Raw genomic sequence first — 23428 nt, 5'->3', positions numbered from 1 at the left:
CTAGAAAGGGGGTTGTTATTGCCGCAGTGTTGGTTGCACAGCAGAAATCACCGGTTGAAGCGGCCGGTGAAGCAGCAGACTTTCAAGGAGACGTTGGTTATGACGCAGGAACAGAACACGGCCCCCACCGCCGAGCAGCTCACCTCCGAGTGGGCCACCGATCCCCGCTGGAACGGCATCGAGCGTGACTACACCGCCGACGACGTCGTGAAGCTGCGCGGACGTGTCCAGGAAGAGCACACCCTGGCCCGCCGCGGCGCCGAAAAGCTCTGGGACCAGCTGAGCACCGCCGGCGACGAGGGCTACACCAACGCCCTCGGCGCACTCACCGGAAACCAGGCGGTGCAGCAGGTCAAGGCCGGCCTGAAGGCCATCTACCTCTCCGGCTGGCAGGTCGCTGCCGACGCGAACAACTCCGGCCACACCTACCCGGACCAGTCGCTGTACCCGGCCAACTCGGTTCCCACCGTGGTCCGCCGCATCAACAACGCCCTGCTGCGTGCCGACCAGATCGAATTCGCCGAAGGCATCCAGAGCGTCGATGACTACATGGTTCCGATTGTGGCCGACGCCGAGGCCGGCTTCGGCGGCCCGCTGAACGCCTACGAACTGATGAAGTCCATGATCCAGGCCGGCGCTTCCGGCGTTCACTGGGAGGACCAGCTCGCCTCGGAGAAGAAGTGCGGCCACCTCGGCGGCAAGGTGCTCATCCCCACGTCCCAGCACATCCGCACCCTGAACGCCGCCCGCCTCGCGGCCGACGTCGCCGGCACGCCCACCGTGGTGATCGCCCGCACCGATGCCGAGGCCGCCACGCTCATCACGTCCGACGTCGATGAGCGGGACCAGGAATTCATCACCGGCGAGCGCACCGCGGAAGGCTTCTACAAGGTCCGCAACGGCATCGAACCCTGCATCGCCCGGGCCAAGGCCTACGCACCGTACTCCGACCTCATCTGGATGGAGACCGGCACCCCGGACCTGGAGCTGGCCCGCAAGTTCTCCGAAGCAGTCCGCTCCGAGTTCCCGGACCAGATGCTGGCCTACAACTGCTCGCCGTCCTTCAACTGGAAGAAGCACCTGGACGATGACACCATCGCCAAGTTCCAGCGTGAACTCGGCGCCATGGGCTTCAAGTTCCAGTTCATCACCCTGGCTGGCTTCCACGCCCTGAACTACTCGATGTTCGACCTGGCCCACGGCTACGCCCGCAACGGCATGAGCGCCTATGTGGAACTGCAGGAGAAGGAATTCGCTTCCGAATCCCGCGGCTACACCGCCACGAAGCACCAGCGCGAGGTCGGCACCGGCTACTTCGATGCCATCGCCACCGCACTGAACCCGAACGGCAGCACCCTGGCCCTGGCCGGCTCCACGGAGTCCGCCCAGTTCCACTAAACCCCTCGGTACCGCGCGGGTCGGCGGCCGTTACCGGAAAGGTAACGGCCGCCGCAGCACCACCGAACCCGGCAGCATCACCCCAGTCTTGATACACCCCCAAGGAGAACGCCATGAATGACCCGATCACCCTGAACGGCATTTCCCTGACCGCACCGACCGTGCGGCGCCAGGAGGAAATCCTCACCCCGCAGGCATTGGACTTCGTCAAGGCGCTGCACAAGGCCACGGCCACCCGCCGGCAGGAACTGCTGCAGCAGCGCCAGACCCGCCGGACGCAGATCTCCAACGGGGCAGACCCCTCCTTCCTCACCGAGACGGCACACATCCGTGAGGACACCTCCTGGAAGGTCGCTCCCACGGCCCCGGGCCTGGAAGACCGCCGGGTGGAAATCACCGGTCCCGTGGACCGCAAGATGACCATCAACGCACTGAACTCCGGCGCCAAGGTCTGGCTGGCGGACATGGAGGACTCCTCCACGCCGTCGTGGGCCAACGTCATCAACGGCCAGCTGAACCTGCGCGACGCCCTGGACCACAAGATCGACTTCACCTCGCCCGAGGGCAAGGACTACAAGGTGCAGGGATCCACCCTCACCGACCTGCCGACCATCGTGGTGCGCCCCCGCGGCTGGCACCTGCCGGAAAAGCACATGCTGGTGGACAACACCCCGATCGCCGGCGGCATCGTGGACTTCGGCCTATACTTCTTCCACAACGCCCAGCGCCTGATTTCGCAGGGCCGCGGCCCGTACTTCTACCTGCCGAAGATCGAGAACCACCTCGAAGCCCGGCTGTGGAATGACATCTTTATCCTGGCCCAGGATCTGCTCGGCATTCCGCAGGGCACCATCCGCGCCACCGTGCTGATCGAAACCATCACCGCCGCGTTCGAGATGGAGGAAATCCTCTACGAGCTGCGCGACCACGCCGCGGGCCTGAACGCCGGCCGCTGGGACTACATCTTCTCGGTGATCAAGAACTTCCGCACCCGCGGCCCCCGGTTTGTGCTGCCGGACCGCAATCTGGTGACCATGACTGCGCCGTTCATGCGGGCCTACACCGAACAGCTGGTCCGCGCCTGCCACCGCCGCGGCGCGCACGCCATCGGCGGGATGGCTGCCTTCATTCCCAACCGCAAGGACGCCGCAGTGAACGACGTCGCCATGGAGAAGGTGCGTGCCGACAAGACCCGCGAGGCGAACGACGGCTTTGACGGCTCCTGGGTGGCGCACCCGGACCTGGTGCCGGTGGCCATGGAGGTGTTCGACGGCGTCCTCGGGGACCGCCCGAACCAGCTCGAACGCACCCGCGAGGATGTTGTCCCCAATGACAAGGCCCTGCTGGACATCGCTGCCACCCCCGGCATCATCACCGAGGCCGGCATCCGCAGCAACATCGAGGTGGGCATCCGCTACATCGAATCCTGGCTGCGCGGCAACGGCGCGGCTGCCATCAACAACCTGATGGAGGACGCCGCCACCGCCGAGATCTCGCGGTCGCAGATCTGGCAGTGGATCCACGCCTCCGCCGTCACCGACGAGGGCGAGATCATCACTCACCAGTGGGTGGAGCACCTGGTGGATGAGGAATTCAGTGCCCTGGACCGCTTCGAGGGCGACCGGTTCGACGACGCCCGCGAGCTCTTCGAGGAAGTGGCCTGCGGCGAGCACTTCCCGACCTTCCTGACGGTCCCGGCCTACGCCCGGTTCCTGCACGAGTCGCAGGAACTGGCCGCAGCCTAGGTTCAGGGGGATAAACCGCAGCTGCAACAAACGGCAGGTCCGGCACCGTTACGGTGCCGGGCCTGCTGCCGTCTGCAGCGCGGCTGCCCGCGCAGGCCCTCCCCCGCACCGGCGTAACATGGATAGGCCGCTTGTTTAGCTTGCCTCTCCAATTCCAAGGTGTGTTTACTCAGATGTCCTCCTTTACCCAGGCCTTGGCCCGCGGACTGAATATCCGGCATATCCGGTTCATGGCGCTCGGTTCCGCTATTGGCACCGGCCTCTTTTACGGTTCCGCCTCGGCGATCCAGTCCGCCGGCCCGTCGGTGCTGCTGGCGTACATGATCGGTGGTGCCGCCGTCTTCCTGGTCATGCGCGCCCTGGGCGAAATGGCCGTGCGGCATCCGGTCTCCGGGTCGTTCGGCCAGTACGCCAGCCGCTATCTGGGCCCGTTCGCCGGCTTCATCACCGGCTGGACCTTCGCCTTTGAAATGGCGATCGTCGCCATCGCCGATGTGACCGCCCTGGGTATCTACATGGGTTTCTGGTTCCCCGAGGTGCCGCGCTGGACCTGGATCCTCGCCGCCGTCGCACTGATCTGTGCCCTGAACCTGATGAGGGTGAAGGTCTTTGGCGAGACCGAGTTCTGGCTCTCCATTCTCAAGGTCACCGCCATCATCGCAATGATCGTCGGCGGCGCGGCCATCGTCATCTTCGGCTTCGGCCTGCCGGACACCGCCAATCCGGGTCTGGACACCATGCTGGGATCGGGCGGATTCTTCGCCAACGGCTTCTGGGGCCTGCTGGCCTCCTTCTCCATCGTGATGTTTGCCTTCGGCGGCATTGAAACCGTGGGCATCACCGCCGGCGAGGCGGACAACCCCAAGAAGGCCATTCCGGCAGCGGTCAACACCGTGCCGGTGCGCATTCTGCTCTTCTACATCTGCACCCTGAGCGTGCTGATGATGATCTTCCCCTGGCAGGATATCGACGGCGCCACCAGCCCGTTTGTGCAGATCTTCGATTCCCTCGGCATCCCCGCCGCGGCCCACATCCTCAACGCGGTGGTGATTACCGCAGCCCTGTCCGCCATCAATGCCGACATCTTCGGTGCCGGGCGCATGCTTTACGGACTGGCCCAGCAGGGCCAGGCACCGGCGTCGTTCGCCAAGGTCTCCCGGCACGGCGTGCCGTGGATGACGGTGGCCACCATGGGCGGCGTGCTGCTGGCCGGCGTCGTCCTTAATGCCCTGCTGCCGGAGGACCTGTTCAAGATCATCGCCTCTATCGCCACCTTCGCAACGGTATGGGTGTGGGTGATGATCCTGCTCTCGCACATCGCGATGAAGCGGGAAATCAAGCGCCGTGGCCTGCCGGCCTCGGAGTTCGGCGTGCCGTTCTGGCCGATGGCGTCCTATGCGGCGCTGGCCTTCATGGTGTTCATCGTGGTGCTGCTGGGCGTCATGCCGGACACCCGGGTGGCCCTGGTGGTGGGCGGTATCTGGATCGCCCTGCTCTTCGTGGCGTACCGGCTGTGGGTGCGCGGCGACGGCCGGCTCCGGGCCGAACTGGATGATGAAACCGGCGTGGCCTGGCCGGGCACCGGCACCGAACCGGCGGCCGCCGCGGACAGCGCACAGCCCTCCGGGAATGCCGCCGGGCGCTTCTAGGTTGCACCGGGCATGAAGGTTGAAATCTGGTCTGACATTGCCTGCCCCTGGTGCTACATCGGAAAGCGCCGCTTCGAAGCCGCGCTGGCCGGTTTTGAGCACCGCGACGACGTGGAGGTCTCCTGGCGCAGCTACCAGTTGGACCCCTCCCTGCCGGAGGTCTTTGACGGCACCGAGGTGCAGTACCTGAGCGAACGCAAGGGCATCGACCCGGCCCAGCTGGCCGGGATGCTCAAGCAGGTCACCGAGCAGGCAGCGGGCGTGGGCCTGGCCTACGACTTCGAGTCGCTGGTGGTCGCCAACAGCTTCCCGGGGCACCGGCTGATTCATCTGGCCAAGGCCGAGGCGGGTCCGGCAGCGGCCGACGCCGTGAAGGAGGCGCTGCTGTCGGCGCACTTTGAACAGGGCCGCAACATCGGCAGCACCGATGTCCTCGCGGAGATCGGCGCCGGCGTGGGCCTGGATCCGGAGCGGGTGCGGGCCGTGCTGGCCACGGACGACTACACCGACGCCGTGAACCAGGACATCGCCGAAGCCCGGTCGCTGGGCGTGAACGGCGTGCCGTTCTTCGTCATCGACCGCAAGTACGGCATTTCCGGGGCGCAGCCGCCGGAGCTGTTCACGCAGGCCCTGGAAACCGCATGGGCTGAGTCACGCCCGCTGCAGATGTTGTCCACACCGGGCACCGGGACGGACGCCGGGACGGACGGCAGCACGGACGGTCCGGCCTGCGGCCCGGACGGCTGCTAGCCGTACCGAACTGGACTGGCCTGGGCTGATCTGGCCTGGCCTGACTGATCTGGACTGGCCTGGCTGATCTGAACTGACATGGCCTGATTTGCCGGAGAGACCCGCTTCACTCCCCGCGGGCGTGCACCGGTCGGGCGTTCGCTGGAGGTTCTCCGACCTCGTCGACGGTATGGCCGGTGCAAGCCGTCTTGGTGACGCTGGCCTGCTCGATGCGCGACACGGTGAACCATCGCATCGCGTTGCGCAGGCGGCACCACCCCACCAGGTACCACTGGCCGTTAGTGGAGGCGAACAGCACGGGTTCGACGTCGCGGGTGGTCGTTCTCCCGTCCTTCGCGGTGTAGCGAAGGCGGATCACCCGCTGCTCAGCCAATGCCTCCTCCAACGCCGACCGGATGATGCGCGGCGAAGAGGGAGCCGCGTTGACCCAGACGCGGCCGGCCAGCTCGTTGGCCTTGGCCCGGGTCCTGGGATCAAGGACGTCCAGGATCTTCTGGACCCCGGCTGCTGCCAGATCGGCGTAGGGGGCATCGGGGGCAGCTGACACGGCCGCCATGAGCGCCACCGCCTGCGCCGGGGACAGGCTGACGGGCGGCAGGGACGCACCTGCGGCCAATCCGTAGCCACCGCCTGGGCCCGGGCGCGACCACACCGGCGCGCCACTGTTCTCGAGCGCCGCGAGGTCTCTCTTGACGGTGCGCACGGATACGCCGAACTCCCTGGCCAGCCGCTCGGCGGAACAACCCCGTGATCCGTTCCGGCGCAGCATCTCGGACAGCGCATGGAGCCGTTCTGTCCGCTTCACCGGCCCGCCCGTTTCACCGTTCTGCCCGCTTCAAATTCATGACACAAATAGTGACATACACCTGCCCGCGGCGGCTACGAAGCTGGGTAGATGACAACTATTACGAGCAGCCCGAACATCATCCTCATCCCCGGCCACTGGCTGGGCGCCTGGGCGTGGGATGAAGTCCTGGCACACCTGAACACCAGCCAGTCCCGTGCAACCGCGATGACGCTGCCTGGTCTTGATAAGGACGATCCTGACCGCGTGGTGAAGACCCTCGACGATCAAGCCGCAGCGGTGCTGGACGTCTTCGCCGGACTCGGGGTCTCCAAGGAGCAGCCCGCGGTTATCGTCGCTCACAGCGGGGCGAACTTCCCCGTCAGCCTTGTCCTTGACCGGCACCCTGAGCTTGTTCAACGGGTGGTGTGGGTGGACTCCGGCCCGGTGGCGGCGGGAAGCATCTTCGCCCCGGACCTACCGGAGGGGTTGGAGGAGCTTCCGCTGCCGTCCTTCGACGTCCTCGGGCAGCAGGCGAGCCTCGACGGCCTGAGCGCGGAGGTCCTCGAGCGTTTTCAGTCCAGGGCCGTCCCCGAACCCGGACCCGTGCTTCGCCAGCCCCTCGAGCTCACGAACGACGCCCGCCGCCAGGTTCCGACCACCCTGGTGTGCTGCTCCATCCCGGGCGCCCAGGTGATGGAGCTGGCCGGCGCAGGTCATGCCATGTTTGCCGAAACCGCGAACCTTGAGCATCTCGACGTGGTTGACCTTCCGACCGGGCATTGGCCGATGTGGAGCCGTCCCCGCGACCTCGCCAACGCCATAACGTCAGCGGCTTCGCGGACCGACTGAACCGCTCGAACACCGCGCCCGGAGCCTCAAGCCCCAGGCATGGTACCGCCGCAGCCTTAGCCCGCCGGAGCGGGCGACGCGGCAGGAGATTCGGTCTTCCAGGGGCAGCTCATCGGACCAGTGGCGGCGGCTGAAACGTTCTCCGCGGGCACCAGTTCCGTATACGCGGAACCGAGCACCACATCCACGGAGGTATCGGCCCGGTCATCCTGGAGGTACTGCGTACCCGGAATCTGCTGCTGCAGCGTGAAGGCGGAGGCCTCGCCGCTCGGCCCGGAGACGACGACGGCGGTCATGTCCTCGCGGTTGATCACGTTGTTGCCCACGGTTCCCACAGCAAAGCCGCGGGCCGCCAGCGCGTCCGCCACCTGCGTGGCCAGTCCGGGGGTGGGGGTGGTGTTGTAGACGTTGACCGTGATGCTCTCCGGCGGCTGATAGCTGAACGGGCCGGCGGGGCACTCGGCGGAGACCTCCGGGCTCAGCTCCGGCTCGGAGAGGACAATCCAGCCGCGGAGGACGGCCACGGCAAACAGAGCGGCGGCCAGCAGCAGGGCCACCAGCACACCGATCACGATCCGGTGCAACCGGCGGCGCCGCCGGGCCACGCGCACCCGGACAGCCTCGTCCGCTTCGGCGTCGAAAACCGCGCCGAGGTCCCCTTCGGTGACGATCCGGTGGCCATGCCATTCGGTGGGGTCATACTTGGCAGCCCTGTTCCGGTGCGGGGCACCGGGGGGCTTCTCAGTCATCGATCACCAGGACGCGTGCATGCAGGATGGTGCGCTGGTGCAGCGCCGTCCTCACGGCCCGGTGAAGTCCGTCTTCCAGATACATGGTGTCCCTCCACAAAACGACGTGCGGAAATAGATCGCCAAAAAACGTCGAGTCCTCAGCCAGCAAGGCCCCCAGATCCAGGGTGGCCTTGGTGGTAACCAGCTCATCGAGCCGGACCTGCCGGGGAGGTACCGCTGCCCAATCCTTGGGAGTTACGTATCCATGGTCGGGGTAGGGGCGTCCGTCGCCAACAGCTTTGAAGATCACTCATACAGACTAAAGAAGTTCTGCACCCTTTGAAACAGCGCGCCCCGGCGGGGCGTCCGCATCCGGTTACATTACGGCCACAAAACCGACTCAGACTCGAAACTGCCCTCCCACCAGCGGCAATACACCGCCGTCCGGCAACAGGCCCGGTTTTCCGGCAGCATCGCGGCGGTGAAATACTGGCACCGTGACTTCTCCCCGCTTTGGCCTGCTGCTCGACGTCGACGGCCCGGTGGCCAGCCCCGTCTCCCGTTCCGTTCCTCCGGAAATCATTGCGGACCTCGTGTCCCTGGCTGCGGCCGGCTGGCCCGTCGTCTTCAATACCGGCCGGTCCGATGAGTTCATCCGCGAACAGGTGATGCGCCCGATGATCGCCGCCGGACTCTCCGCGGATACCACCCTGCATGCCGTCTGCGAGAAGGGCGCCGTCTGGTTCTCCTTCACCGGAGCCGGTCCCGGCGAGCCGCAAGTGGACGCGGAGCTGGCCCTGCCCGCTGACTATGCCGACGCCGTCCGGGCCCTGGTCGCGCAGAAGTACAGTGCCCACATGTTCTACGACGAGACCAAGCGCGCCATGGTGTCGGTGGAGCAGCATGTGGAGGTCGCCAACGCCGATTATCTGGAGGAACAGGCGCAGTTCGACGCCGATGCGCTGGCCCTGATGCGGAAGTTCGATCTGGGGGTCTGCCGGCTGGACCACCACGCACCGGACAGCGACGATTCGATCGACTACCGGATCGATCCCACCATCATCTCCACCGACATTGAGGCACTCGGCGTCGGCAAGGACCTCGGTGCCCGCCGCGCACTGGCCCTGCTGCGCGGGGCCGGCACGGAGATTCCGCGCACGTGGCGCACCGTCGGGGACTCCCGGACCGACTATGCGATGGCCAACGAGCTGCATGCGCTGGGATACAACGTCGCCCACGTTGATGTGCGGCCTGCAGACGGGGTTCCGGCCACGCCGTACCCGGTGCTGACCGCCGGAGACCGCATCCACGAGGATGCCGGCGGAGCGTTTTTTGCCCGCTGGGCGGCCATGGCGGCCGGGCAGGCAGCGGACGACGACGGCGTGAGCTAGCTGCGCAGCAGCCGGCCTGCCCGGCGCACCGCCGCCGCGAGCCGGTCAAGGCGCCCGGACTGGAGGGTCCAGGACTGCCAATACAGCACGACGTCGTGATGCGCGGCGGGGTCGAGCAGCACCAGCCGGCCGTCGTCGAAATCGGAACCGACCTGCAGCTCCGGCACCATGCCCCAGCCCAGCCCGGCCCGCACGGCAGCCACAAAGGCTTCAGAAGACGGGATCGTGTGCATCGGCGGCTGGCCGGCACCGCCGCGGGAGGCCAGGAACCGCCGCTGCAGATCGTCCTTGGTGTTGAACGCCAGCACGGGCATGGCACTCCAATCCGGGCCGGACGCCCCGACGAACCGGTCCCGCAGGGCGGGCGCTGCGGCCGGAACGTAGCGCATCGCCCCGAGCCGTACGGCCCGGCAGCCGTTCACCGGCGCCGGATCCGCAGTCACCGCACCCAGCACGTCGCCCTGCCGCAGCAGCCGGCTGCTGTGATCCTGGTCCTCCACATGCAGGTCCAGCGTGGTGTCCGGCCAGCCCGCGGCCTCCTCGAGCACGGGCAGGAACCATGTGGCCAGGGAATCGGCATTCACTGCCACGGGGGTGGAGGTCACCGCCGATGTCTCCGAACCCAGGGCGTGACGGGCCTCGGCTTCCAGCAGCTGCACCTGCCGGGCCAGGCGCAGCAGGGCCGACCCGGCGTGGGTGGGCGTACACGGCACGGTGCGGCGCACCACCACCTGTCCCACCGACTTCTCCAGGGCCTTGATCCGCTGGCTGACCGCGGACGGGCTGAGATGCAGCCGGTCCGCTGCTGCCTCGAAGGTGCCCTCGTCGACCACGGCAGCGAGCGCGCGCAGATGTTCAAAGTTCATGAAGGAAATCTAATGCATCCGTACAATCTTTCGTTTGTCTGCATCGGCGGAGGGAACTAGCGTCGAATCCATGTGGAGCATTTGGGGTACCGGCCTGCTGACCGGACTGGGACTGATCGTGGCTATCGGGGCGCAGAACGCGTTTGTCCTGCGGCAGGGCATCCGCCGCGAGCACATCGCCGCGGTGGTGCTGCTATGCGCGGTGAGCGACGCGATCCTGATCCTTGCGGGCACTGCGGGCATTGGCGCGCTCGTATCCAGCTTCCCGCAGGTCCTCGTTTTCCTGCGGTGGGCCGGTGCAGCGTATCTGGCCTGGTTCGGCATCAGGTCCTTCCTCTCCGCGCTGAAGCCCTCGGTCCTCACCGGCCAGGCGCCGCGGTCCAAAGGCTCGGTCATCGCCACCACGCTGGCGCTGACGTTCCTGAACCCGCATGTCTATCTGGACACCGTGGTGCTGCTGGGAAGCGTGGCCAACCAGTACGGCACGGACGCGCGGTGGATCTTCGCCTCCGGGGCAGTCCTGGGCAGCATTCTCTGGTTCTCGGGCCTCGGCTACGGTGCCCGGGCCCTGTCCGGAGCGCTCAGCAGGCCGCGCACCTGGCAGGTGCTGGACGTGCTGATCGGCGTCGTGATGCTGGCCCTGGCGGTGAAACTGGTCCTGGGCTGAACGGAGGGTTGACGGCCCGCCCTACACTGGTGCCTGACCGCCGGGTCCCAGTTCGCCGCCCCTACCGACAGGACAGAAACCTCATGGCTCTCGTTCCCAAGTTCTTCGCCGGAATACTCCTGGCCAATGCGGTCCCCCACGGCGTCAGCGCCGTCCAGGGCAGGGAGTTTCCGACGCCGTTTGCCACCCCTCCCGGCGTCGGGCTCTCCAGCCCCCTGGCCAACGCCGTCTGGAGCGCCGTGAACGCGGCCGGCGGCGCCGCCCTGCTGGGCCGGAAAACACCTGGCCCCCGGGACCGGGCGACGGTGGCGGCCGGAGCCCTCGCCATGACCTTCTTCCTCGCCTATTACTTCGGCAAAGACCAGGTCAAAGCGTAGCGACCGGCTGGTTCCACCACGGCTAGGCCGGTATGTGCGTGGCGGTGACCCAGCGCAGCAGCGAGTACAGCAGCTGCGAGGCTCCGGGCATGAAGCCCGAACCGTGGTGGTAGACCGGATCCATGGTGGTCACCAGCAGGCGGGCCGGCTGGTTCACCTCGTCAATGTAGAGCAGGGCGCCGGACTCGACGCCGCCCTCTTCCATGACCACCAGCTCCCGGGCCCCCGGGCGTGGATGCAGCAGCCCGTGGTGGTGCCAGGACACCGCGCGCTCGGTGAAGTACTCCCACAGCGGATCCCCCGGCAGACGCAGCCGGGTGCCGTTGTCCTCGCCGGTGCGCCACGTCCAGAACACGGTGGGCCGGAAGGTGTAGCCGACGCCGGGCAGCCAGTTCTCCACCTTGTTTTCACCCAGCACGATCACGGTCTTGTCCGGATCCTGCAGGGCCTCCCGGATCGCCGGGGCAAAGCGGGCCAGCTGCCCCTGGTGCAGCCGGTCCCCCACAATCACCGCGTCCAGACCGGCGAGGTCGGCCGGATCGGCGTGGGGCAGGTAGACGGACTCCAGCCGGTACGGCGCCAGCGCCGGATCGGCCAGTGCCCGCAGGGCGGGGAACGAACCGCAGTGCAGCAGCCCGATCCGCGGAGCGGAGCCCCGGGAACCGACCTCTGAAGGAGCAGCTGAGGGGGCCGCGGAAACACGGGCAGGGCCAGCTGCGGGTGCGGCACTCGTGGCGGCGATGGCCGCCCCGGCGGAACCCGTTCCGCCTTCAAGCCAGGCCACCAGATTGGGGCCGATGCCGGCGATGCTGTACCGGTCGTCGGCGAAGCTCTCCAGGTCGTTGCCGCCGTGGACCAGGACTTCCCCGTCGCCGAGCCGGTAGCTGTAATCCAGCGGCAGCCGGTACTGGCCGATGCCGGTGATGGTGCGGGCACCCTCGGGCAGGTCCAGATGGTAGCCGCGGCCATAGAAGCCGGCGACGCCGATCTCCTCCAGCCGCTCGTAGCTGTGTGTGCCGGGCACACCGGTGCGGTAGTGCAGGTCCGCATAGTCGACGCCTTCCCAGACAGGGTGGGCCTCAACGGGGTGCGGCCGCACGTCCTGCGGGCCGCGGAATTCCAGCTTGCGCCAGGGTGCCAGACCGTCAATGAACGGCTTCACGACCTGGCCGTTCACCAGCACGCGCCCGCCGGCGCGGACAAATCCGGTCAGCGCGGGCCGATGCCGGGCCAGCAGCAGATGGTCGGCACCGCCGCCAATGATCAGGCCCTCGGCAGCCAGGATGCGCTCGCGCGCGGCGTCGTCGTCGAGCTCGTACGCGTCAACATCCTGAACCGCCCCGCGCCAGGAGGGGTCACGCTGGCCGCGCATCGGCGTATCGCCGATCAGCCGGAAAATCATGGGAGGTCCTTTCGGAGCGGGATGGAGTGTACGGAACGGGGCGGCACGGGGCAGTCCGCCCGGCAGGAGGGGCCAAAGTCCGGCACCGCGATCACGCGGTCGCCGGAGACGGTGCCGACGGTGGGGGTGCAGATCGGCAGTCCGTAGACGGCCGACAGCGCGGAACCGGTCAGCAGTTCCTCGGTGGGGCCCCAGCGGGTGTCGTCGCTGCCGACAAACAGCAGGGCGTTGCGGGAAACGTGCAGCGCGTGGTCGGGATGGTGGGTGGTCATGATGACGCCCATCCCGTCGGCGGCCAGGCCGGACAGGACGGTCAGCACCCGGGACTGGTTATGCAGGTCCAGGGCGGACGCTGGCTCGTCCAGGATCAGCAGTTCGGATCCGGACGCCACGGCACGGGCAATCAGCACCAGCTGGCGCTGTCCGCCGGAGAGCTCGGAGTAGTTCCGCTGCGCCCAGTCGGCCACGCCGATCCGTTCCATGGCGGCATCGGCGGCCTCGTGGTCTTCCCGGCGCGGGGTCTGGAAGGCGTGCAGGTGCCGGCTGCGGCCCATGAGCACCATCTCGGCCACGGTGAAGGACGCTCCGCCGGCGCCGTGGTCCTGCGGCACGTAGCCGACGGCGGGGCCGCAGTCGATCTGCCCCTCGCGGGGTTTGAGCAGGCCGGAGAGGCACTTGAGCAGGGTGGTCTTGCCGCGGGCGTTGGGCCCAAGGATGGACAGGATCTCCCCGCGTTCGAGGCTGAATTCCAGGTTCCGGAACAGCCAGGGCCGCAGCCGGGAGTAGCGGAACCCGAGGCCGCTAACGGACATCAGGGGTTCGGTTCCGGCGGCCGAGGCTGGAACCGTCGCGGCAGGTACGACGGCGGCGGGTGCGGTGGGCAGGGCAGAGACTGCGGTCATGACACTGCGCCTTTCTTCTGGGATCGGGCCAGCAGGGCCACGAAGACCGGGGCGCCGATGACGGCGGTGAGGATGCCCAGCGGCAGCTCGCTGCTGCTGATGGAACGGCTGAGGGTGTCGATCAGCATCAGATAGGTGCCACCCAGCAACAGGGATGCCGGGAGCAGCACGCGGTGGTCCGGGCCGACCCAGAGCCGGGCCAGGTGCGGAACCACGAGTCCCACCCAGCCCACGGCACCGGCCACGGCAACGGTGCCGGCGGTCATCAGGGCCACGGCGCAGAGCAGCACCACGCGGGAGCGGTGCGGGTTCACGCCCAGCGCGGCGGCGTCGTCGTCGCCCAGCGAGAGGACATTCAGGCGCCAGCGCATCGCCAGCACCACGGCTCCGCCGATCGCCACCGGAACCAGGGCGGTGAGTACCTTGGTGTAGCTGGCGGCGGCAATGGAGCCCAGCAGCCAGTGCACAATCGAAGGCAGTTCGGAGTACGGGTCGGCTGTGTAGGTGATGAAGGAAACCAGGGCGTTGAAGAACGCCGCCACCACGATTCCGCCGAGCACGATCATCAGCATCGGTCCGCCGGCACCGCCCATCCGTCCCAGCGCGAGGACGACGGCGAGCGCGGCCAGGCCAAAGCCGAACGCGCCGCCCACCATCCAGCCGCCGGAGAGGCCAAGGGTCAGCACCAGTACGCCGCCGAAGGAAGCGCCGGCGGTGACGCCGATGATGTCCGGACTGACCAGCGGGTTGCGGAACAGGGCCTGCAGGCAGGCACCGCCCAGGGACAGCGCGCCGCCCACCAGGAAGGCCAGCAGCACGCGCGGCAGGCGGACATCCAGGACCACTGTGGCTTCCTGGTCGGTCCAGGTCCGGCGCAGGAGTCCCTCGCCGCCACCGGCGCCAAAGAGCGCCGTGGCTTCATTGGCGAGGATGCGCAGGATTTCGTTCGGCGGCACCCAGTACCGTCCGGCGGCCATGGACACCAGGGCCACGGCGAGCAGGATCAGCACGCACAGCAGCAGCGGCAGACGGTGGCTGCGCGGGGCGGGTTTGGACGGCGCAGAGTGGGCCGGCGCCGCCGTCGTTGCTGCGGGAAGCTGCGTCGTGCCGGCGGGCGCCGTCGTCTTCGTGCCGTCGGCCTTAGGCACTGAAGACGTCATAGCCGGCGCTTGCGCTGTTCAGTTCCAGCCGCAGGGCTGCATCGATCTGGGCTTCGGAGACGTCGTAGCCGTAGAGGTAGGCGATCTTCTCCTTCATGGCGGCGCGCAGGTTGTGCCCGGTGCGGTCCGGGTGGAACAGCTCGGCCGCCCACTGCCACATCAGCGGGGACTCGGCGCACGGGACTTCCCAGCGGTAGCCGCCCAGCGGCGCCTTGTACACGCGCCGGTTCCGGACCGCGGAAAGCGAGGCCAGCGACTTGTCGGCATACACCTCGGCCGGCATACGGGCGTCGAAACCGCCCAGCGTGATGACCTCGGGGTCCCATTCGATGAGCTGTTCGGCGCTGACCACGTTCTCGGGCGAGATATTGTCGGCGGCCATGTTCTGTCCGCCGGCCAGTTCCATCCAGTAATGCATGTAGGAGGTCTTGTTCGACGCCGAGTAGCCGTCGCCGGACTGGCCCAGGTGGACCACCCGGACCGGAGTGGTGACACCGGAGAGTTCCTTCTTCAGCCGGTCGATCTCGGTGTGCATCCACTGAACGATCTCCGTGCCGCGCTCGGGCTTGCCCAGGATCGTGGAGAACAGCTGCATCCAGGTTTCCAGATATTCCTGCGTGCCGTAGAGCAGGCAGACGGTCTTGAAGCCAGCGGTTTCCAGCGGCTCCACCAGGCCGTCGCCCTGGTCCGCCCATTGGAACACGACGTCGGGTTCCAGGGTGGTGATGGTTTCAATGTTCGGGGTGAAGCTGGAGGGGGAGATGGTGGTGGTCGTCTTCGACTCCGGGTACATCTCGCCGAACAGGCCCTGCTGGTTGGCCTGCTTGGTGGATTCGTTGATGCCCACGATCTTGCCGTAGCCGCCGTCAACGGCCGCCAGCATGGAGGGCGAGGGGATGACGGTGGTGGCGATGCGCTGCACCGGGGCGTCAAAGGTGACCTGCACACCGCGCATGTCGGTGACGGTGAATCCGGAGGACCCGGTTGCGGTGCCTGCGGCAGCAACGGTTTCGCGGGACGAGCAGGCGCCGAGGGCGAGGGCCAGGAAGCCGAGTCCGGCACCTCCGAGAAGGCTGCGACGGGTGGTTCCACGTGGGGGGTGGGGTGCGGACAACGACGTTCCTATCACTTGCGGAGGTAAGGCAAACCTAAAATCGACCTTCATCATCAGACCACATCCGAACGATTAGCGCACATTTCCATGACGTAATAGCCCCGATGGAACTCCCGGGTGGTGGTGGAACCCATCCGCTACGATCACCGCCATGAGTTCCCAGCCGCCGCCAGGCGTGCCCGCGCTGGCCTCCGACCGCCGCCGGAGCCTCACCGCCCTGGCGGTAGCGCTGCCCAGCGGTGCCGTGACGTTCACGGCATACATCCTGGTGAATCCTGTCCGGCTAACCGTCAACACTGCGACACTCACCGCCTTCATCTTCTGGATCGCCTACGCCGCCGTCTGGCTCACCCTCACCCACCGGGTATTCGCCCCTGCGGATTCGTCCACCCTGCGGGCCTGGCTGCAGGCCTCCGCCACCCGGACCGGCAGGCTGCCGACGGTCAATATCCAGGCATCCCTCCTCGCCACTGCCGCCGTCGCCCTCGACCTCTTCCTCCCGGGGCTGGTCACCAGCAACCTGGCGAATGGCCTGACGGTCGTCGTCGTCCTTAGCGCCTGGCTGGTTACCGTTTCCACCTACGCCGTGCATTACGCGCGGCTGGATGGCGCCGGGGATGCCTTCGAACTGCCCGGTCCGGCGTCCGCGGTCTTCACCGATTACTACTACCTCGCGGCACAGATCGCGACGACGTTTTCTTCCTCCGACATCAATGTCCTGACCGCCCGGGCCCGGGCGGCCGTGACCGGCCAGGCTTTCATTGGATTCGCCTTCAGCACCTTCATCATTGCCCTGCTTATCGCGATCCTCTTTCCCTGATCAGGGGAGGTCCCGGTCATGGGTGGCCAGGCCCTGCCACATGTCGCAGCGCGTCGTTTTGTTACACCAGCCCCGTCCGGCCGATGACCAAACACGCAGGTCAGGAGGCTCTTGTGCGTTTCTACGTAACATTGGGATCCCAGTTGACAGCGCCCGGTGATAACTTCGCCACCATGACTGCGATCCCCACCTCCATTCCTGTCCTGGACCTGAGCACCGCCCGCAACACGGACGGTTCCTTCAATGCCGAGTTCATCCTTGCGCTGCGGGAAGCAACCCATCGGATCGGCTTCTTCCAGCTGGTCGGATACGGCGCCGGCGAGGCCAAGGTGGACCAGCTGTTCAACGTCACCAAGCGTTTCTTTGACCTGCCCCTGGAGGACCGGATGGCACTGGATAACCGGAAGTCTCCGCACTTCCGCGGCTACACCCGGCTCGGCACCGAGCTGACCCAGGGGCGTCCGGATTCCCGTGAGCAGATCGATTTTGGTCCGGAACGCGCGCCGGTGGAGAACTACCCGGCGGACCAGCCGTTCTGGCTGGTCCAGGGCCCGAACCTGTTTCCCGACAATGTCCTGCCGGAGCTTCGGCAGCAGTCGATGGAATGGGCGGAACTGATGTCAGGGGTGGGGGCCGAACTCCTCAGCGCGATCGCCGTCTCACTTGGACTCCCAGAGGACCACTTCGCCGAGCCGTTCGAAGGCACCCCGGCATGGATGGCCAAGCTGGCCCATTATGTGGGCGGTGAGGTGAAGGAAGCAGGCACGCAGGGAGTGGGCTCGCACGCTGACTACGGCTTCGTGACGCTGCTGCTGCAGGATTCGGTGGGCGGACTGGAGGTCCGGCCGCACGAGTCCGACACCTGGATTCCGGTGGAGCCCATCCCCGGGGCGCTCGTGGTCAACCTCGGCGAGATGCTGGAGGTGGCCACCCAGGGGTATCTCTCGGCCACGATCCACCGGGTGACCGCGCCGGCTCCGGGCGTGGACCGCTACGCCATTCCGTTCTTCTGGTCCCCGCGGCTGGACGCCGTCATTGACCCGGTGGAGTTGCCCGCCGAACTCGCGGCGCAGTCCCGCGGCATCTCCGACGATCCGCAGAATCCGATGCTCGCGTCCTACGGTTCCAACGTGCTCAAGGGCTGGCTGCGGGCCCATCCGCAGGTCGCCACGCTGCATCACCCGGAGCTCATCGGCGCCAAATAGGAAAGCCAAACAGGAAACCTGCTCCCCCACCGGGACTATCCGGGACTCCCCTGCTCCGGCGCGGACGGCTGCGGCTGTGCGTGGGCGAGCGTCCACTCCAAGGCATAGTCGGCGACGTCTTCCCACCCGGGTTCGGCGCAGGTCCAGTGGGTGCGGCCGTCAAACTCGTGATACTCCGTCAGCGCCGGCGATTTGGCCCAGTGTTTGGCGTTGGACCGGTTCACCGACGGGGGCATGATGTGGTCCTCGCTGCCCCCGATGAACAACAGCGGCGCCCTGTCGGCGGAGTAGTCCACCCAGGTCTCCTGGTGCCCCGGCTGGAAGTTCGCGAGCAGTCCGTAGGCCCAGACCCAGTGCCCGGGGGCGGCGATGGCGTAGCGCTCGTAAGCGGCATCGGAGTCCTCCCGGCTGAGCGAGTTGGTGAAGGCGTAATGCCATTCCTCCGGCGTGAAGCCCACGGCCCTGTGGAAATTTGCCGGGTTCTTCAGCGCGGGAAAGAGGGACCGGGCCTGGGACAGCGGAGTGACCCGGACACCCTCGGTGGGGGCTGCATTGATGGCGGCGCCGGCGGCCCCCAGTCCGCGGGCCAGGAGCAGCTGTGTCAGGAGTCCGCCGAAGGAGTGCCCCATGATGATCGGCGGTTCGGGCAGGTCCTCGATGATGCCCGCGAGGTGAGCCACGGTTTCCGGCACGGTGAGGTTCGCGATCACGTCGGGGTTCTCCCGCAGCGTCTCGACCTCGATTTCGAATCCGGGATAGGCCGGCGTGAGGACGGTGAAGCCCTGGGCTTCATAGCGGGCCTTCCACTCTTCCCAGCTGCGCGGGGTTACCCACAGTCCGTGGACCAGCACGATGGTGTCGGGGGTATGGGAGCTGTCCATGATGGCGCGCCTTCCCTGGGTGCGATGGGCTTTGGCAGATCGGATCAGGACGAGAGGGCAACAAGCATCACGGCATGACTTGCCGCGCACAACACAAGGACCATGAAATGGTCGGCCGCCACGGCAGACCGGGGCCAGGTAATCCAGCCGCGCCGAGAAGGTATGGCACCGGTATCCGCCTCGGGGAGGTTTAGGGCACACTGGTCGCGTGAGTGGAAACCGGTGGGTGCTGCACGTGGATCTCGACCAGTTCATCGCGGCGGTCGAAGTGCTCCGGCGGCCGGAGCTGGCGGGCAAGCCGATCATTGTCGGCGGCCGGGGCGACCCCACGGAACGGGCCGTGGTGTCCACCGCGTCCTACGAGGCCCGGGCGTTTGGCGTGGGTTCGGGCATGCCCCTGCGCATCGCGGCACGGAAAGTGCCCGACGCCGTGATCCTCCCGGTCGATCACGAGGAATACCTTGCGGCGTCCGAGACAGTGATGGCCACCCTGCGCAGCCAGCCCGGCGCCGTCGTGCAGGTCCTGGGCTGGGACGAAGCCTTCGTCGGTACGGAAACCGCTGACCCGGAAGCCTACGCACGGCAGATCCAGGCCGCCGTCCTGGACCGGACCCGGCTGCACTGCAGCGTCGGCATCGGCGACACCCTGGTCCGGGCCAAAAATGCCACCGATTTCGGCAAGCCGGCCGGCGTCTTCCGCCTCACCGCGGCAAACTGGCTGGAGGTCATGGGAGAACGGCCCACCAAGGCGCTGTGGGGCGTGGGCTCCAAGGTATCCGGCCGGCTGGCCAAGCTCGGCATCAACACCGTTGCCGAGCTCGCTGCCGCCGATCCGCAGGGCCTGGTCCCGGAGTTCGGGCCCAAAATGGGCCCCTGGTACGCGGAACTCGGACGCGGGGACGGCGCAGGCACGGTGGACGACACCCCCTGGGTTGCGCGCGGGCACAGCCGGGAGACCACGTTCCAGCGCGACCTGACGGAGCCCGTCCAGGTGGACGAGGCCGTGCGCGAGCTGACGGCGCAGGTGCTGAAGGATGTCGCGGCGGAGGGGCGGCCGGTGATCGGGCTGACCCTCAAGGTCCGGTACGCCCCGTTCACCACCAAGACCCACGCCAAGAAGATTCCCGAGACCTTCGACCGGACTGAAGTCCTCGCGCGGGCCCTGGACCTGGCCGGCGCCATCGAGGCCGGCCGGCCGATCCGGCTTCTGGGCCTGCGGGCCGAAATGACCATGCCCGACGACGCCCGGAAGGGACATACACCCACGCGCGGCGGATGGTGAAGGGTAAACGGCGTCATTGGGATTTAAAGAGCCTGCATACGGGTCACAAGCTCCCGGGGCGGCGCAGGATGGGGTGTATCAGACCGGGGCCGCTGCACGGCGCGCGCCGGGTCCTAGACAGGAAGGGCAGAATCCCATGGCAGATCTAGGCGGTATGGCAGACAAGGCAAAGGACGCAGCCAAGGACAACCCGGAGAAGGTTGATCAGGCAAAAGAAAAGGCAAAGGACGCCGTCAGCGGGAACAAGGACGACGACGACCAGAAGTAGAAAAACCAGCACAGAAGCCGGGCCACCCCCAGGCGATGGCCCGGCTTTTTCATGTGGCTATGCGGTTTCCTCCCCGGTTCCTTCCCCCACCCGGATGAGGACCTTACCGGTGGTGCCGTTTTCGACGGCGTCGTGCGCGGCGGCGGTCTCCTCGAGCCCGAACCAGGTCAGCGGCAGTCCGGCCGACTCCCCGACCGGCAGGGCGCCGTCGCGCAGTGCGGCCGTGATGTCCTCCGCTGCTGCGTGATGCGCCTCCGACCCCACGGTGTAGACCAGCACGCCCTGCCAGCGGACGTTCTTCGCGAAGCTCGCGACGATGGGCACGCTGAACTCCTCGCCGTTGTTGTTCGCGTAATAGGCAATGGAACCGTGGTTCGCGATCACCTCCACGTCGAGGGCCGCGTTCTGCGCCGGGGAGACCTCCACAATGTGGTCGACGCCGTCCGGGGCGATCTCCCGGATCCGGTCGGCCTCCGCGTTGTCGGGATAGCGGACCACATGGTGGGCGCCGGCGGCGCGGGCCAGGTCCGCCTTGGCGTCGCTGCTGACCGTGGCGATCACGGTGGCCCCGGCCCAGACCGCGAGCTGGATGGCGGCGTGGCCCACTGCACCGGCACCGCCCTGGACGAGGACCACGCGGCCGGTGAGGGCTTCGGGAGCCAGCCGGGACGGTCCGTTTTCGTGGACGGTCAGCGCGCGGTGCGCCGTCATCGCGGGAACACCGAGGCTGGCAGCGACGTCGAACCCGATGCCTTCGGGCAGCGGCACAACCCGGTCTGCGGGCAGCACGGCGAACTCCTGGGCGGTGCCGGTGGGGCGGCCGTGGGCGGCGAGATAGATCCACACCCGGTCCCCCACCTTCGGCTCGGTGACGCCGCCGCCCACCGCGTCGACAATCCCGGCACCATCCTGGTTGGGGACCATCTCGGGGAACGCGGTGCCGGCGGCGCGGGCCTTCCAATCGGTCGGGTTCACGCCGGAGGCCACGATGCGGACCCGCACTTCACCCGGCCCGGGGGCGGCCGCTTCGCGGTCGACCAGCTTGAGGACGGACGAATCACCGGCTGTGGAGTACACGATTGTCTTCATGAGCAGTAGAAGTTGCCCAGTCTGCTTTCTATTCCCCGTGTGCCGCGCCGGGACGTTCTGCGGCAGCCACGGCCCCGGGCGGATGAGGGCTGTTGAACGCACTGCCAAGCGGCACTAGGCTTTTCAGCCACAAGGGCGGGCGGAAACGCGAGGTATGACCATGGCTGGGAGGAGTCTTCAGATGACCCGACGGATCGGGGTCATCCTCGGACACCTCCTGGTCTACCTCCTGACTTGGGCGGGACTGGTGCTGCTCATCGCCGGCGCCGGGATCCGTTTTTACTGGGGCGAAATCTCGGTGAACCAGATGCTCCTGAACCTCGTTTCCGTGGAAACCGACGGCGGGGGCGGAGCCCTCGTCTGGATGGGCATCCTGGGAATCGGCGTCGCTCCCCTGCTTATCACCGCACTGATTGCCGCGTGGCGGTTACGCCGCCGCAGGCGCCGCCACAACGGCGAGGGCCTGCGCACGCACCGCGCGGAGTGGCTGGTCCGGGCAGTTTCGGCTGCACTGGTGGCCGCGCTGGTGACCGGCGGTACAACTGCCTTCTCCACCGCTGTGGGCATGGCCGACTACCTCCGGGCGGCGGTGTCCAAATACAACCTTGGCGACTACTACGTGGAACCGGCGGTCACCGGCGGCACGGACAAGCGGAACCTGGTGCTGATCTATCTGGAGGCCGGCGAAGCGACCTTCGGCGATGTCCAGCTGTTCGAAAAGGACGCGTTCGCTCCCCTGAACGAAGCCACCCCGGCCGCAGAAGGCTGGCAGAGCGTGGAAGGCTTCCAACAGTACGAGGGCGGAGGCTGGACCATGGCCGGTTTCGTCGCGACCCAATGCGGCATTCCGCTGAAGGGAGCGGGCTCCAGCACGGGCAGCGGGGCCACCGATTGGCTCAGCGGCAATGTTGCCGGCTACCTGAGAGGGTCGGTGTGCCTGGGCGACGTCCTGGCCGGACACGGCTACACCAACGTGTTCCTGGGCGGTGCCAATGGCGCCTTCGCCGGGAAGGACACCTTCCTGAGCAGCCACGGCTACTCCGAGCAGAAGGGCCTCTCCGACTGGCGCGCTGCCAACGAACCGGAGACGAGCTTCCGCAGCGACTGGGGCCTGAGCGACGAACGCCTGATGGCCCACGCCAAGGACGAAATCGACGAACTGCATGCGGAGGCCGAGCGGACCGGCCAGCCGTTCAACCTCACCATGCTGACGCTGGACACGCACGATCCGGTGCACCGTTTCGACTATTGCCCCGTGGACACCCAGGCCGAAGCCCTCTCCGTGTTCTCCTGCTCCATGGCCCAGGTGGCGGGGTTTGTGAACCACATGAAGGAAAAGGGCTACCTCGACGACACCGCCGTGGTGATCATGGGCGACCACCTCAAGCCGATGAGCGCAGGCGATCCCTTCCACGAGCAGCTGGACGGAAACGGGAACCGCACCATCTTCAACCGGATCTGGATCCCGGGGGCGGGATCCGGGGCTGCCCCGGCACCAATTCCGGGAGCGGTTCCGGCGACGGTTCCGGGGACAGGGAACACCATGCTGCGCCCGCACATAGACCAGCTGAACATGTACCCCACCATCCTGGAGGCCGCCGGCCTGACCCTCCAGGACCACGAGGCCGGGCTCGGCGTCTCGGCCTTCGCCGCGGAGGTCCCGGACCGGTCGGCACAGTCACTGGAGCCTGACGTTTACGCCGAACTGCTCCACTCGGCATCCCCGCAGTTCTACGCGGACGCCTGGATCCTTAAGGACCCGCCGTAGCCGTCCGCCATCAGCCCACGTCACGGAGACGCTTAACCTCCCGGGCGACCTTGTCATCCTGTATCCGGAAGGGGAATTTCCGGTATAGCGCCAGGCCCCACACAACAGCGGCCACAGCCAACCCCAGGATCGGCCAGACAGGCCAGAAATAGCCGTTCGGCGTCGTCAGCCACCAAATAAGCAGCATGGCGGAGATAGCAATCAGCCACACCACCAGTACGGCCTTGTAGACGGTGCGGGCTATGACGATAGCGCGGGCACGCTGTTCGATTTCCTCATCACGGGTCATCACGGTCCTCCTGTGCTGGTCAAGCTCCGTGGATCTCC

Annotated in this window: 23 protein-coding genes; 12 read left to right on the top strand and 11 right to left on the bottom strand. The window is 67.2% G+C overall.

Annotated features, from left to right (window positions below; translation table 11 throughout):
• The first annotated feature begins 99 nt into the window (after positions 1–99).
• The 4 genes from aceA (at position 100) to KKR91_RS01690 (ending at position 5542) form a co-directional block, all read left to right on the top strand.
• A complete protein-coding gene (gene aceA / locus KKR91_RS01705; protein ID WP_210231411.1) occupies positions 100–1398 on the top strand; it encodes an isocitrate lyase in 1299 nt (432 codons plus the stop codon).
• A 113-nt stretch (positions 1399–1511) separates the two neighbouring features.
• Positions 1512–3143, top strand: coding sequence for a malate synthase A (gene aceB, locus KKR91_RS01700; RefSeq protein WP_210231412.1), 1632 nt, complete (start codon positions 1512–1514; stop codon positions 3141–3143).
• Between the two features lie 173 nt (positions 3144–3316).
• A complete protein-coding gene (locus KKR91_RS01695) occupies positions 3317–4792 on the top strand; it encodes an amino acid permease (RefSeq protein ID WP_210231413.1) in 1476 nt (491 codons plus the stop codon).
• A 12-nt stretch (positions 4793–4804) separates the two neighbouring features.
• Positions 4805–5542 (top strand): DsbA family oxidoreductase, encoded by a 738-nt coding sequence (locus KKR91_RS01690; protein ID WP_210231414.1) that lies wholly within the window; start codon positions 4805–4807, stop codon positions 5540–5542.
• A 106-nt stretch (positions 5543–5648) separates the two neighbouring features.
• Here KKR91_RS01690 and KKR91_RS01685 read toward each other — a convergent pair whose 3' ends face one another.
• Positions 5649–6347 (bottom strand): helix-turn-helix transcriptional regulator, encoded by a 699-nt coding sequence (locus KKR91_RS01685; protein WP_210231415.1) that lies wholly within the window; start codon positions 6345–6347, stop codon positions 5649–5651.
• A gap of 90 nt (positions 6348–6437) precedes the next feature.
• On the opposite strand from KKR91_RS01685, the gene KKR91_RS01680 reads away from it, so the two are divergent.
• The gene (locus KKR91_RS01680; RefSeq protein ID WP_210231416.1) at positions 6438–7178 is read left to right on the top strand and encodes an alpha/beta fold hydrolase; all 741 of its coding nucleotides are present in this window, start codon (positions 6438–6440) and stop codon (positions 7176–7178) included.
• A gap of 56 nt (positions 7179–7234) precedes the next feature.
• On the opposite strand, the gene KKR91_RS01675 is transcribed toward KKR91_RS01680, so the two are convergent.
• Entirely contained in the window at positions 7235–7927 is a 693-nt protein-coding gene (locus tag KKR91_RS01675) for a LytR C-terminal domain-containing protein (protein ID WP_210231417.1), read from the bottom strand.
• Positions 7920–8219, bottom strand: coding sequence for a type II toxin-antitoxin system VapB family antitoxin (locus KKR91_RS01670; protein ID WP_210231418.1), 300 nt, complete (start codon positions 8217–8219; stop codon positions 7920–7922). The genes KKR91_RS01675 and KKR91_RS01670 overlap by 8 nt, the downstream gene beginning before the upstream one ends.
• Before the next feature lie 187 nt (positions 8220–8406).
• On the opposite strand from KKR91_RS01670, the gene KKR91_RS01665 reads away from it, so the two are divergent.
• On the top strand, positions 8407–9300 hold the full coding sequence (locus KKR91_RS01665; RefSeq protein ID WP_210231419.1) for a Cof-type HAD-IIB family hydrolase: 894 nt from the start codon (positions 8407–8409) through the stop codon (positions 9298–9300).
• On the opposite strand, the gene KKR91_RS01660 is transcribed toward KKR91_RS01665, so the two are convergent.
• Positions 9297–10166 carry a LysR family transcriptional regulator ArgP gene (locus tag KKR91_RS01660; RefSeq protein ID WP_210231420.1) on the bottom strand — a complete coding sequence of 290 codons (870 nt, stop codon included), beginning with the start codon at positions 10164–10166 and terminating at the stop codon, positions 9297–9299. The genes KKR91_RS01665 and KKR91_RS01660 overlap by 4 nt on opposite strands.
• A gap of 70 nt (positions 10167–10236) precedes the next feature.
• Between KKR91_RS01660 and KKR91_RS01655 the strand changes: the two genes are divergently transcribed.
• Positions 10237–10833: a LysE/ArgO family amino acid transporter gene (locus KKR91_RS01655; RefSeq protein ID WP_210231421.1), complete on the top strand. Its 597-nt coding sequence runs from the start codon at positions 10237–10239 to the stop codon at positions 10831–10833.
• An 83-nt stretch (positions 10834–10916) separates the two neighbouring features.
• Positions 10917–11210 carry a hypothetical protein gene (locus KKR91_RS01650; RefSeq protein ID WP_210231422.1) on the top strand — a complete coding sequence of 98 codons (294 nt, stop codon included), beginning with the start codon at positions 10917–10919 and terminating at the stop codon, positions 11208–11210.
• Between the two features lie 22 nt (positions 11211–11232).
• Here the strand turns inward: KKR91_RS01650 and KKR91_RS01645 are convergent, their stop codons facing one another.
• The 4 genes from KKR91_RS01645 to KKR91_RS01630 are packed head-to-tail and all read right to left on the bottom strand — an operon-like array spanning position 11233 to position 15788.
• The gene (locus KKR91_RS01645; RefSeq protein WP_210231423.1) at positions 11233–12612 is read right to left on the bottom strand and encodes a type 1 glutamine amidotransferase family protein; all 1380 of its coding nucleotides are present in this window, start codon (positions 12610–12612) and stop codon (positions 11233–11235) included.
• Positions 12609–13514, bottom strand: a complete 906-nt coding sequence (locus tag KKR91_RS01640) for an ABC transporter ATP-binding protein (RefSeq protein WP_210231424.1) — start codon at positions 13512–13514, stop codon at positions 12609–12611. The genes KKR91_RS01645 and KKR91_RS01640 overlap by 4 nt, the downstream gene beginning before the upstream one ends.
• On the bottom strand, positions 13511–14674 hold the full coding sequence (locus KKR91_RS01635; protein ID WP_237687445.1) for a FecCD family ABC transporter permease: 1164 nt from the start codon (positions 14672–14674) through the stop codon (positions 13511–13513). Before KKR91_RS01635 ends, KKR91_RS01640 begins: the two co-directional genes overlap by 4 nt.
• The gene (locus KKR91_RS01630) at positions 14655–15788 is read right to left on the bottom strand and encodes an ABC transporter substrate-binding protein (protein ID WP_210231425.1); all 1134 of its coding nucleotides are present in this window, start codon (positions 15786–15788) and stop codon (positions 14655–14657) included. Before KKR91_RS01630 ends, KKR91_RS01635 begins: the two co-directional genes overlap by 20 nt.
• A gap of 151 nt (positions 15789–15939) precedes the next feature.
• Here KKR91_RS01630 and KKR91_RS01625 point away from each other — a divergent pair, with 151 nt between their 5' ends.
• On the top strand, positions 15940–16608 hold the full coding sequence (locus tag KKR91_RS01625; protein ID WP_210231426.1) for a DUF1345 domain-containing protein: 669 nt from the start codon (positions 15940–15942) through the stop codon (positions 16606–16608).
• Positions 16609–16781: 173 nt separating this feature from the next.
• Positions 16782–17813 (top strand): isopenicillin N synthase family dioxygenase, encoded by a 1032-nt coding sequence (locus KKR91_RS01620; protein ID WP_210231427.1) that lies wholly within the window; start codon positions 16782–16784, stop codon positions 17811–17813.
• Positions 17814–17848: 35 nt separating this feature from the next.
• Here the strand turns inward: KKR91_RS01620 and KKR91_RS01615 are convergent, their stop codons facing one another.
• Complete coding sequence (locus tag KKR91_RS01615) at positions 17849–18694, bottom strand: alpha/beta hydrolase (protein WP_210231428.1); 846 nt, start codon at positions 18692–18694, stop codon at positions 17849–17851.
• A 208-nt stretch (positions 18695–18902) separates the two neighbouring features.
• On the opposite strand from KKR91_RS01615, the gene KKR91_RS01610 reads away from it, so the two are divergent.
• Complete coding sequence (locus KKR91_RS01610; protein WP_475558897.1) at positions 18903–19976, top strand: DNA polymerase IV; 1074 nt, start codon at positions 18903–18905, stop codon at positions 19974–19976.
• A gap of 325 nt (positions 19977–20301) precedes the next feature.
• On the opposite strand, the gene KKR91_RS01605 is transcribed toward KKR91_RS01610, so the two are convergent.
• Entirely contained in the window at positions 20302–21333 is a 1032-nt protein-coding gene (locus KKR91_RS01605) for an NADPH:quinone reductase (protein WP_210231429.1), read from the bottom strand.
• A gap of 181 nt (positions 21334–21514) precedes the next feature.
• On the opposite strand from KKR91_RS01605, the gene KKR91_RS01600 reads away from it, so the two are divergent.
• The gene (locus KKR91_RS01600) at positions 21515–23101 is read left to right on the top strand and encodes a sulfatase-like hydrolase/transferase (RefSeq protein WP_210231430.1); all 1587 of its coding nucleotides are present in this window, start codon (positions 21515–21517) and stop codon (positions 23099–23101) included.
• A gap of 10 nt (positions 23102–23111) precedes the next feature.
• Here the strand turns inward: KKR91_RS01600 and KKR91_RS01595 are convergent, their stop codons facing one another.
• Positions 23112–23390: a 2TM domain-containing protein gene (locus KKR91_RS01595; protein ID WP_210231431.1), complete on the bottom strand. Its 279-nt coding sequence runs from the start codon at positions 23388–23390 to the stop codon at positions 23112–23114.
• Between the last annotated feature and the right edge of the window lie 38 nt (positions 23391–23428).

The sequence above is a fragment of the Arthrobacter jiangjiafuii genome (genome assembly GCF_018622995.1).
GTDB classification, from domain to species: domain Bacteria; phylum Actinomycetota; class Actinomycetes; order Actinomycetales; family Micrococcaceae; genus Arthrobacter_B; species Arthrobacter_B jiangjiafuii.
This window is presented reverse-complemented; position numbering and strand designations above follow the sequence as displayed.